The organism is Longimonas sp. (genome assembly GCF_040409695.1).
Taxonomy (GTDB): domain Bacteria; phylum Bacteroidota; class Rhodothermia; order Rhodothermales; family Salinibacteraceae; genus Longimonas.
In genome coordinates this window covers 1-12118 of record NZ_JARWGJ010000071.1, presented here as the reverse complement: position 1 = coordinate 12118, position 12118 = coordinate 1, and the positions used below count along the sequence as shown (strand labels likewise).

Sequence of the window (12118 nt, the reverse complement as noted above, 5' to 3'; positions counted from 1 at the left end):
CTTTACCACGCGCAAGATAGCCGCCGGGCGCCCTCCGTAACGCATCTCGATGAGCTCGGCGTCGGTCACGACCTCGCTTCGGCGCCAGAGGCGCGCAAAAACGTAGATAAGGGCGACATGTCCAACCCCGAAGGCCCACCACTCCCAGTTGCCTGCTACCCCGCGCTCGCCGACCACGCCTGCTACGTAGAGCGGGGTATCGATCGAGAACGTGGTGGCGGCCATCGAGGTGCCAGCCAGCCACCATGGAAGCGAGCGCCCCGAGATAAAGAAATCCTCAAGCGACTGCGAGGCGCGCCGCGACAGGTACGCTCCAAGGGCAAGTGCCCCCACGAGGTACGTAACGATAATCAGCCCGTCGATCCAATGCATGCGTTACGCGTCAAGTCGAGAGAGGGCGATGCGGGCGGCCTGGTGCAGCCCTTCGTGATAGTCGTACGGCGTGGGCCAGTCCATTGCGGCTTCAAAAGCATGCGCTGCCGCGCCGGGGCGCTGCTGGTCACGATACACTGTGCCCGCATGATACCACGACCAGGCGCCCCATTGTGCGTTAGAGGTGCGGTCGGTGTGGGAGCGGGCCGATGCGTAGTGCGCCAATGCGCTGTTGAATGCATTTTGTGCCTGATACACCCGTCCCTTACGGTAGTGGGCCTCGGCTCGTTGCTCTGCAGAGAGCGTGTTCTGGTTGAGGAGTGTCTGGAGCTGCTCCAGGGCCGTCTCGTACCGCGCGGAGTCGTACGCATTGCGCGCACTCAGCAGCGCACGGTCGACTTCCGACATGGGCCCCTGCAGCCGGCGCTCTGCCCAGCGCTCCAGCGCCGCATCTTCGTCGAACTCGCGGTCGTCTGAGACCTGCTCGTAGTATGACCGGGCCGCTTCCCACCCATCAACGAGCTCGGTAGCCAGACCCAGGTAGAGATGCGCCGGGGGCATGAGTGCCCGGCCGGCATGGCGATCGATGTACGTGCGCAGGGCGTCTTGCGCGGCCTGGTAGTCCTCGCGGGCAAACGCGACACGCCCACGAAAGAAGTGCAGAAACGAAACGGGGGTGGCCCCCGCCTCCACCTGTTCAAGTCCATGGGTGAGCACCTCGTAGGCCCGGTCTACCTGGCGGTTTTCCATCAGGGCAAACCCGTAGACGTAGGCCCAGAGCGGACTGTCTGGGTAGCGCTCGTAGGCGGCCTCAAGATGGGGAACGGCGGCGTCCGTATCGCGCTCTACGGCGTTGCGCATTAGCCCGATGGCTGCTGAGGCAAACACCGCGTTGATGGTGCTCGCCTCAGCAGCTTCACGCAGGTCAGCAAGCCCGCGCTCCGCATCCCCCTGAAACCCGATAACGCGCAACACCCGCTGATAGCGCCCGGGGAGCACCCCAACGGTGTAGCGCATCAGCCCCACCCCAAGGCGGCTCTCTGCGAAGTCTGGGTAGCGTTCGGTGTTGCGGCGCAGCGTGCGGAAGGCCGAGCGGGCGCGCCAGGCCGCGCGGATATAGCTCCCTTCGCGTGCTGCAACGAGCGCGCGCATCAGGTCGGCCTCGCCCTGCATGTGCGCTACCCATGGGCTGCCGCTATCGGGAGCCTGGTTGAGAGCATCGCGTAGGGCATTGGCGTGCGTATCGACGTCCTCAAAGTACGTGTCTTCTTCGGTCATAAAAGCCTGAAAGAGCGCAACAAGGGCGCGCCCGTGGGGGGCGGCCCAGTAGCCATCGGAATGCGCGGCGAGGGTGTCGAGGTGCGCATGGGCAGTGTCGATGCGGTAGCGATGCAGGGCTTCGTGTGCCGCGCGCAGGTGATGCTGTGCCGGAGCGCTTCGGGTTAGCAGCAGCGCCTCGTCGGCATGCACAGGGCCCGCCTCCGCTTCATGCGTACGGGTAGAATCGACTTCACGATCAACTACGGCAGATGCTGTGGCCGCTGCGCTTCCGGGAAGCCCAAACAGCACGCCACCGAGTAGCATGCCGCTGAGCAGTACGCGCAAGTACATCATGTAAGGCATTGATGTAAGGCATTGTTGGGTTACGCCTATCGAGCATTGGGATACACTCCTTACTGTTATCTCCCCTTCTCGTTACGCGTCTTTCGAGAGCGCTGCGTCGTCCGTGGGTTCCTCGGAGGCGTCTCCCGAAACCCCCAACTCGCCGTTTTCACCCAGGCTCACGTACATGGATTCGTCTACGTCGCGCAGTGCACCTTCGCTTTCAGCGACAACGGAAGCGACCATCGTGTCGCCGGTGATGTTGTTGACGGTGCGTAGCATGTCGAGCGGACGGTCGACACCGAGGATGAGGGCGATTCCGGCGGCGGGCACGCCAACCGATTCGAGGATGACAACCAGCATAACGATGCCTGCGCTGGGCACCCCGGCCGTGCCGATAGATGCCAGCACAGCAATGAGAATGATGTTTAGCTGCTGCGAAAGCGCAAGATCCAGCCCGATGACCTGCGCGATGAAGACCGCCGCTATGGCCTGATAGAGCGCTGTGCCGTCCATGTTGATCGTGGCCCCGAGCGGTAGCACGAACGAGGAGATCTCTTTCGATACCCCTAAGTTTTTCTCGCTCACCTCCATGGTAACTGGAAGCGTAGCTCCGCTCGACGAGGTAGAGAACGCCACGAGCTGTGCGGGCGCGATGGCCTTGTAGTATTCCGGGATGCTCTTGCGAGTGAAGAGCTTCATGAACATCGGATACACGAAGAACATCATGATGAAGAGCCCTAACGCTACCGCCAGACAGTAGTATCCGAGCGCGCCCAGCAGCGGCGCAAGCTGCGTTGGACTGTCGGCAGCAATCGACACGATCGCATCCGCCAGCAGCCCAAACACTCCGATGGGCGCCGTGAGCATGATCAGCTCCACAAGCTTGATGATCAGCGCGTTCAGGCTTTCGAAAAAGTCGAGGAGGGGTTTGGACTGCTTACCGGGGATGAGCATCAGTCCGATGCCGATGAAGAGCGCGACGAACACCACCTGCAGCATATTGCTGTTGTCGGAGGCCGCCGAGAAGAAGTTCGACGGCACCATGTCGACGAACGGCTGCAGCGGTCCGCGGTCGGCAGCGTCTTCTGCAAACGCCTCGCGATCGTCGACATCGTCGCGGTAGGTTTCTTCAAGCTGCTGCTGCATTTCGGGGGGCACGGCTCCGCCCGGCTGCATGGTGTTGACAAGCGTGAGCCCTACAACGAGAGCAATCACCGTTGTTAACAGGTAGAGCCCAATCGTCTTGCCTCCGATGCGAGAGAGCTTGTTCAGGTCGGCCAGCGAGGCCACGCCCACGACCAGCGAGGCCAGGATCAGCGGCACCGCAATGACCTGCAGCATGTTCAGGAAGATGGTGCCGAATGGTGCAATCCAGTGCGCAGTGAACTGCTCCCATCCCATTGCTGCTCCAATGACGCCGTAGACAAGCCCCAGAATGAGGCCGATAATGATTTGCCAGTGCAGCTTTTTATACCAGGGCATGGGGGCGAGCAGGTAAGGACAATAGAAGGACGACTAAGAATTACAAGAAACGGAACCTATCCTCCTAAAACAAGCCACGGCCCAATTTTTGATACGGGATGCTCAGATCTATCCCAGATCCACCGCAGATCTGTGCCGAGGCGTGTGCTCTCATGTACCGTGCTTTGCTTTTGCGGCGTACTACTTCCTCTATGCGACCCCTGCTCTACCGGGCGATGACAACCGAACGAGTCGCGGGGCGTCCGGCGGAGCTGGTGAGGTGCAGCCAGTACATACCGCTGGCGAACCGCTGCGCCGGCAGCGGCACGCGCTGCGCCTGTCCACCAGGAAGCGCTCCTTCATAGAGCACCGCGACCTCGCGCCCAAGGGTGTCGTAGAGCGCAAGACGCACCGGGAACGTATGGTTTGCGGCGACGACGACCTCTGAGGTCGTTGTCGTTGGATTCGGGGCCACGGTCACGATATCAAGGATGGGCGCTGCTTCGGTATCGTCGGAGTCTTCCGGATCATCGGGGCTGGGCTCTTCGTCGTCCGATCCTTCGTCGTCAGAAGACGTTTCAATCGCAACCAGCTGAACAGGCTGCGACGGACTCCCAGTGACGGCGTTGATCTCGAATACAAGATCTTCCTGAACCGCGTAGACCGTATCGGTGACGGTGTCGTAGAACTGCATCGGGAGCGTGCGCCCGGCATCGCTGGCGTTGCCATGCACAGTCAAGAAGAAGAGGAAGGCATCTCCTACAGCCACCGGCTCAGCCACGCCCCGCACGGTACCTCCTGCAGAAAACGCCGCGAGGCGGTCGTCAGCGAGTCCACCCGACTGATCGGTGGCGTCTACATGCACGCTGGCGGTAAGCGTCATGGTATGCTCGTAGTCGCTCGGATCCACCTCCCAGTCTGCCACGTCGGGAATAGACACGGATCCGAATACCGCCTCAAACGGATTTGAGGGTGATCCGACGATCCCGTCAATCGCAAACGGAAACGATGCACTCGTTATGTATATCGAATCGGCTTCGGGGTCGTAGAGCCGCATTTCCACACCGGCGGATTCGGCGTTGCCGTGAATGGTAATGAAATGCAGCGCCTGCCCGTTGCTTCCTGCTCCTTCGGTGGCGGTAGCTGTACCGCGCACGTCTCCGTTCATAAACGCCCCAAGCTCTGCACCGGGCGCTGGTTGCCCATCCAGGGTGACAGCGACCGTTGCGGTCATCGTATGCTCGTAGTCCGCAGGGTTGACCGTCCATCCCGACTCTTGGGCATGTACAGACGGCACAACGGCAGTCAGAAGGCCGAGCAGAACGCTCAGAAGAAGCGCGCTACCAATCAGGTAGCGGCCGGTCAAGGAGGAGTCGGCCGAGGGGCGGCAGATCCGACTGGCGGTGCGGTAACAGCTAAGCATGACGAGGCACGGAGTCAAACGGGGGTGCAGATGGGTGCAAATGAATCGACCTGATTTCGGGCGCATGCCAGATGCGACATACGCCCGATTCAGGACAGCGGAAGCCTACCGCACGATGGTCATCTTCTCAGAGGCGCGGTAGTCGCCCACGCTCAGGCGATAGAAGTAGACGCCGCTGGCCAGACGACTTGCATCGAATGGAAGCTCGTGCCATCCACCGCGCATCGACTCGTCGGCGATGGTTTGCACGCGCCGTCCGAGCAGGTCGTACAGCTCAACCGTAACGTGGTCTTCTTCCGGAATTGCAAACCGTAGCGTAGTGGTTGAGCGCACCGGATTGGGGAAGTTCTGCTCCAGCACAAACTCGCCGGGTCCCCAATCGTCGGGCAGATCCCCCACGTTGAATCGCACCGGCTGGCCCACCGTGCCCAGCGGCTGGTTGCCCTGGAACGCGATGCTACTCGGCAGACGCTCCGCAGGCACGGTGTCGTCTACGCCCTCTATTCCGCCCAGCAGGCGCACGCGCTCGTGAACCTGTCCGGTGTGCGGGTTGAAGAGCCGGAAAGTAACCTCTTCATCGGAGCCGAGGTCGCCGTGCACCGTCAGGAAGGCGCGGTACGCATCCCCCTGCCCCTGCTGCACGCGCTGCGGACGCGCTACGCCACGCAGGTTTCCGTCGACGAATGCGCCGAGGCGGGTGCGCGGATCTGAGAGCGTCGCCCCGTCGGACTGCAGCGTGGCTACGACGGCCATGCTTGTCTCGTAGTCGGCAGGCACAACGGTCCACTCTGGCATTGCGTCAGAGACGGTGCGCTGCATACGTGCTGCTTCGTCTTCGGAGGCAGATGCCATCGCGGCATCGGCGCTGAAGAGAACCGGCACCTCAGCCATGAGGCGTGGGCCTTCGCTGGAAGGGGCGGTGTCGGGCGCCGATTCTCCCACGGCGCGTACTCGCACGGTGGTCTGCGTGGGGGGCTCTGTGGGATACGTGAGGGTGGCCTCTTCGGTAAGCCGCACGAAGTATCCCCGCCCCGGATGCAGCGTTTCGAGCGATCCGAGCCAGCCTACGTTTTCGTTGACGTACTGCGCAAAGGCCGTCTGACTCTTGATGATGTCGCCCGGCTCAGGAGCAGGCTCAAGGTCTTTCAACGCGTGGTTGATCGGCATGGCCTGCTGTGGCAGGAAACCGATCCAGTTCCATCCGGCAGTGAGGTCGATGGGCTGGTCGGCAGCCACCGGCTCGCCGAGCAGGAAGAGCGTGCTGGCTTCAGCCAACTGGATCAGGTAGCCCGCTCCCGGCTCAATCGTGTTCAACGAGCCAACCCAGGTATTCTGGCTTCCCTCAAACTGGCTAAAGGCCGTCTGGCTCTTAACGAGGTCGTCTTCTTCAGGGATGAGCGTCGAGAGCACCTGGTTAACCGAGTTTCCGTCTTCGGTCTCCGTATTCACTGATATCCAGGTCCACCCTTCGGCCAGGGGTACCGACTGCATGGATGCATCGGTAGCTGTGAATGTGATGGGAGCGATTGCATCCCCCAGCACATTGTTGGCCTGGAACGGGTAGGTTTCTGCCGCCTGAAAGACCGTGCACTGCTCGCTATCCCAGATCTGGAAGGTTACTGTTTCGCCTGCTTGCCGGTCGCTTGCGATGTTCAGGAAGGCCCGGTATGTGGTCTGCCCACTGCCATCGTCGACAGGCTCAAGCGAGGCAACGCCACGCAGCTGGCTCCCCACGAACGCAGCGACCTTGTCACCGGCTGTTGTGGAGACCCCGTCGCCGCCAAGCGTTTCCGGGATGACAAGGCGAGCCGTGGCATTCATCGTGTACGCAGCCCCTATCGGAGGCGTGCCAAACGGAGCCGTGCAGGTAACCTCGGCTGTAACGTCGAGCTCCTGCCCACCCACAGCCGAATTGGCGCGAATGCGGTCCTGGTAGGTTCCTTTTTCAAGCGCGTCTGACACGTTGAACGTGATGGCACGCTGCTGACCTGCGGGGAGCGTCCCTGTGGGCTCGTCGAGCGTCAGCCAGGAATGGTTCATCCAATCGGTGCCGTAGGTATCGCTTTCGAGCGCGTACACAACCGGCTCAGGACTTCCGTTCGTAAGGACCTCCTCAAAGAGACCTGTACTCTGAAACTCAACCTCTGCGGTTGTGGCGGAGCGCTGCCAGGCAAACTGCTGGCGCCGCACGTCGAAGCTCCACGTCTCGGTGTCGGAGAGCGGATCGGCGGTATCGAGCGGGTTTCCTGCAGGGTCGGTTACGCCAGGCACCATCTCACCCTCTATGTTAACGGTACCACGCACTTCGGCGGTCAGGATCTGCGCCTCGTATGCGTTGTAGCCTCCAGCCTCGCGCGGTTCGATCACGATCTGGTCTCCGGTGCACTGAGCGTCGATGGCGATGCGCTCGCCGGCTTCATCCAGCAGCACAAGCGTCGGGGATTCGCCTTCAGTGACGACCGACCCGCAGTCGATCTGCTCGTCGAACTGGACCGACACCGTGCCTCCGAAAGAGAGCACCTGGTTCGACGGTTCAGGCGTAGCAAGCACTTCGGGACGTTTGGTGTCGATCTGCCCCAGAGCCGGTGGCGAGTAGACGCGTCGGTCGGCGCCGTCGCAGAACGAGTACGCACGTAGCTCATACTCGCCATCGGGCAGGTTGGTGACCTCTTGCCAGGCACTGACGAGCTCGTAGCGCTCGCTTGGGCCCGTCATCCTGTTGCCCGAGGCCCGCACCTCGTCGGCCTCTACACGGAATGCGTCGGTCCAGCCTTCCTGGCCAGCACGGCGGTACTGCAGCCCCACCTCTTGCAGCTCACGCGGGTCGGTGAGGCTGAAGTTGCTGAGGATGGTTTCGAGGTCATCGTCGGCAGCGTTCACCGTCCAGTTTTCTCGTGGACGGAACAGGTCAACGTCGGTGCAGGGCGCTTCAAACTGGACGCTCACGCTGAGCGTGTCGGCCATCTGCAGATCGGCTCCGTTCTGCCAGAGCGAGCGCTCACAGGGCGGATACATCATGATCTGAAGGTCCTCGTAGCGGTAGCCCGTGGCTCCACGTGCTACCTCCAGCGTGACGCGCTGCGAGCCGTCTTCACCGGGTTCGAGATAGTATTCAAGAGCCCCGCCGAGTCCGTTTCCGTTTAAGGAGAGCCGGGCGCCATTCGGGTTGCTGGAATGGATCTGACGGATTTCGTATGCGGCAGCTTCACCGCTCGGACTGTCGTTGGTCAGCGTGAGCTCGAACACCGCCGGCTCATCGGGTGGAACGCCCTCACGAATCGGTGAGCCGTTTGCCTGAAGCACGGCTTTGTAGCGCGGCACGGTACCGTCAACCTCGGTCCCATCGAGGCGAGTGATCGGCCCCTCTACCGGACAGCTGCTCTGCCCGCCACGCAGGTCGAACACCGGTGTGTTGTAGACCGGATCGTCTTTGATGTCGACCGTGAAGTAGTCGCCCACGTCGCCATCCGACAGTGTATAGCCGACCGTACGCGTATCTTGTGTAGACACGCCTGCGTTGATCGCCTGTCGTAGCGCGCTGGAGGCCGTAAACTTACCTTTAATACCGACGCCAGACTCTTTCACCTCAAACCCAACAAAGGCGTCCAGTTTTGCTTTGATGGAGGTCTCAAACGACCAGTCAAAGTTGCTTTCACTGGTGCTTGAGAAGGTGTAGTTTGCTCCTGCATCGAATGAGCGATTCTCAACGAGCGAAGCTTCCGTCTTCAGGCTATCGTTGTAAAGCAGATGCCCCATCCAGGCTGAGGAGTCGGCCTGGAGCTCAGCGAGGCGGTCCGCTGCCTCTGTGTTCCCTGCATCTGCCTGTCGGCGTGCGTCGTCCATCAGATCGCTGAGGCGCGGAAGCAGGCTGTTTTCAATGTGGAAGCGCGAGAAGGCATAGATGGTGTCGAACTCTTCAGGCTCGTAGCCCACTTCCGTAAACCGCTCCAGCTCACAGCTTCCTGTATCGGTCTGCTCAAGCACATCCGTCTCTGCAAAGAGCATGTTTACGGCGGTTCCGATAAACACATCCCCCTGCTCGCCGGTCAAGACCGGGTTTGTGGATGTGGAGAAGCGTTCCTTGGACTGCGCACAGATGCGCGACCCAAACTTGTTCACGGCCTCCCAGGTGAGTTCAAAGCTGACCCCCAACTCGGTCGTCAGTTCTGTTTTTGTCACGAAGCCCAGTCCTTTATAGAACTCAGCTCCTCCTGAAATCGATGCTTCTTGTTTTAGGCCCTTCGTTAGCGTGGTTGTTGTGCCAACGGTACGGCAGAAGCGAGCGCCTTCCTCGACAAATGAGGAGGAGCCATCACCAGGAGGGTTGCGCAGAATCTGGAGCGGGATGGGGCCGGTCTGTCCCGACACAAAGTCGGTCCCTTCGCGGGTGCGTCGGCCTTCGATCAGAGCCCAGGTGGTCGACGTTGCGGTTCGTCCGTCTACATCCGCCGACGCGGTCAGGGCCTGCTGGAAGGTGCGGTCTACTCCGTCGACCTCACGCGAGGTGAACGATGGTTCTCGGGCCACGGTTGTGTCTTGCGCCACGCCATCCTCAATCTCGAGGACACGCGGTTCGTTTTCCGTGCCCTTCCACTCGTCAAACACCTGCACTTCTCCTTCAGCCACCGGACAGCGCCCTGCGTCGCCATAATCTTCAGCAACGAGAATCTGATACGGAATCTCATCGCCGCTCTGCTCAAGCACAGGCACATTGGCCACCGTTCGGTTCTCAATCGTGAGGCCACTGCTGCACTGTGGGGTGCGCTCGGGCAAGCCTTCGAACGACACGGCAAGCGGAGCCCGGTAGGTTACATCGAGCGTATCGCTGGCAGCTGTCAGGTCGACTTGCTGCGTTCCGAACGCGTTTTCGAAGAAGCTCAAGATGTCGGTTTTGCTGAGCCCGTTCGGCACGTCGCTGACGTCTGCCACGCTCACGTTGTACGTAAGCGGGGGCAGGTCGTCGATCACGTACTCAGGGTCTGACCCCGTGTCGATCGAAATAGTGCGGCTGAAGCACTGATCTTCCGATTCAATGAGCAGGTCCACAACGCCGATGTCGATGCCGCAGCTCCCGCCGCCGGCCACGCCCCGCAGTGTGCGTTGCGTCGTCTCGACAAAGTCCAGCCCTGCCTGGTTGTCATTCACGTCGATCTCGTATGCCTCGTCTCCGCTCGCACCAGCCACCCGGAAGAAGCGGGGTTCGCTTTCCTCGTCTGGGGTTTCAACGCCTTGGGGATTCGGGGCCAGGGTATACGACCCCGACTCTGCAGCAAGTGAGTAGAATCCGTCGCTGTCTGTTTGGCCGGCCACCTCACCGTCGAGGGCAATGGGCAGGTCGGGAACGAAGCACTGCGATCCGGCCACCTGTACGCTTCCTTCCAGCGTGTAGCTGGATATATCGGTGAACCCAACTTCGTTCTGCACCGGATTGCCTGTACTCAGCGTGATCTCGGTGCGGGCTGGGTCAAACTCACGGCTTTCCCGCGAGGGTGTTACCTGAAAGGTTGTTTCATTGCCGTACCGGATACCGGCGATCTCATAGTTGCCCTGGTCATCAGTACGGGCACATACCTCCAACGGCGCTGCAACTTCGCTCCGATACGCGCCTCCCTGAAACACGGCATAGCCTTGTCCTTCAGTGTCGGTGGGATCGGCCAGCGCAGCACCCGTTCCCTGCTCCACGGGCCAGTATGCCTGGAGCCCACGCTCCGCGCCTGTTAGGCCCTGAAAGCGATTCGTGCGAATCTCGTCTTCAGAGCGCACGTGGTCCCACACGCGCACCTCGTCAATGAGCCCCTGAAAATAATTGGCTTCTGCAAATCGACTGCCGATGTAGATCGGGCCTTCGCCTTCATATCGGCCATTGGATAGGTCGCTTGCTACCTCTTCGCCATCGCGGTAGATGAGCCGTTGCCCGCTGGCCCGCTCATACGTGACGGCCCAGTGCTCCCAGTCTGTACTTGGTGCCGTGTTTACGTTGAGGTCATTGTTCCAGAATGCCAGGGTGAACGTGTCTGCAGATCGGAAGCCGATCTGTAATCCTTGATTGCCGCTCGCTTCTCCCTGTGTTACCACATACTGACTTGCATCGCGGGCCGTACGCTTCACCCAGAACGAGATGGTGAAGTCTCCCTCATTTAAAACGACCGGGTTACGCGTAACGGCTGTGCCCTCAACGCCATCCAGCTGCAGCGACCGTCCGGGAGATGGCAGCACGCATACGTCTACGTCTTGCACGCCGCTGCTCTGCAAGGTGGCAATGCGCCCCGTAAGCGCTCCATCGGGCGGACGGTACCCGTAGTCGCAGGTCCGTGCAGAAACGGCTTCACTGGTGAACGCCTCAACGCAGTACTCCGAGACCAACCCCGGACGCGCGTCGTTGTCGTCGAAATTTGTATCTGAGGCACCAACGGTTCCAATGTCGCTTCCGTCACGATAGATGCGGTATCCATCCACGTTAGACACGTCGTCCCACCGGATGCGTACCTGGCTTTCACGCGTGCCGTTAGAGGCGGTTACATTAGACGGCGCATCGACGTCTGGGTCAATGATGCGGAAAGATGATCCTCCCAGACGGCCGGAATTGATACGGATGCCATCGTCTCCGCTTGATGCTAATCTGGGACTGGTCACGCTGGGTCCACGCAGCGCAATAACGTTATTAAGCTCTGAGCGCCTGAGCAGTTCATCTCGTTCAAAGAGCGCGTTGCTTTCTTCAGGTGTTCCAATCTGATTTTTATACCAGACGAGCTGACCGTTCCCTTCTTCAGCTTCAAGGCTTGCAACAACGTCATTGCGTCCGTTGCCGTTTACATCTCCAACGGCAAGCGCCCCTATAGCGACCTCCTGATTTTCAACATCGTAGGTGTTGGTGCTACCGGTGCTATATCGCTCCTCGAGCCCACCATTATATTTGAGTATGGTAATCTCATCTGTAGCAATCAGCAGATCGGGAAAACCATTTCCGTCGAAGTCTGCAATGTCCACCTGGGTCACCACCTCGGTCCCCCCACTACCCTCATAGACTTGACTGCCCGCCCGGCTGATGGCAATCCTGTCTCTGCTGGATTCGTTTTTATATGTAAATAGCCAATCTGTGTCTCCTGCCTTGTGCCAGATGACCAGGTCGGGTCGTCCCCCGCTGTATATATCGGCTACATATGCCAATCAGGGGTAGAAAAAACCATGTCGCCGCAGGCGGCTTGGAAGGGAGATGGACCAACACCTTCCCACACAAGCAGCCCTTGGCGACATGGA

Annotated in this window: 5 protein-coding genes; all 5 read right to left on the bottom strand. The window is 60.4% G+C overall.

The features are described from left to right. Positions 1-372, bottom strand: a 372-nt coding sequence (locus PPP56_RS04385; RefSeq protein WP_502912546.1) for a sodium:solute symporter family transporter, incomplete at its 3' end; no start/stop codon positions are given. Between the two features lie 3 nt (positions 373-375). Next, positions 376-1986: a tetratricopeptide repeat protein gene (locus PPP56_RS04380; protein ID WP_353562818.1), complete on the bottom strand. Its 1611-nt coding sequence runs from the start codon at positions 1984-1986 to the stop codon at positions 376-378. A gap of 81 nt (positions 1987-2067) precedes the next feature. After that, the gene (locus PPP56_RS04375; protein WP_353562817.1) at positions 2068-3459 is read right to left on the bottom strand and encodes a dicarboxylate/amino acid:cation symporter; all 1392 of its coding nucleotides are present in this window, start codon (positions 3457-3459) and stop codon (positions 2068-2070) included. Between the two features lie 205 nt (positions 3460-3664). Further along, positions 3665-4861, bottom strand: coding sequence for a T9SS type A sorting domain-containing protein (locus PPP56_RS04370; protein WP_353562816.1), 1197 nt, complete (start codon positions 4859-4861; stop codon positions 3665-3667). Positions 4862-4966: 105 nt separating this feature from the next. After that, positions 4967-11848: a LamG-like jellyroll fold domain-containing protein gene (locus tag PPP56_RS04365; RefSeq protein WP_353562815.1), complete on the bottom strand. Its 6882-nt coding sequence runs from the start codon at positions 11846-11848 to the stop codon at positions 4967-4969. Positions 11849-12118 lie beyond the last annotated feature (270 nt).

Excerpts from the sequence above, each read along its gene's own strand:
- PPP56_RS04375 (WP_353562817.1), bottom strand. The coding sequence starts at position 3,459 with ATGCCCTGGTATAAAAAGCTGCACTGGCAAATCATTATCGGCCTCATT.
- PPP56_RS04380 (WP_353562818.1), bottom strand. The coding sequence starts at position 1,986 with ATGATGTACTTGCGCGTACTGCTCAGCGGCATGCTACTCGGTGGCGTG.
- PPP56_RS04370 (WP_353562816.1), bottom strand. The coding sequence starts at position 4,861 with ATGCTTAGCTGTTACCGCACCGCCAGTCGGATCTGCCGCCCCTCGGCC.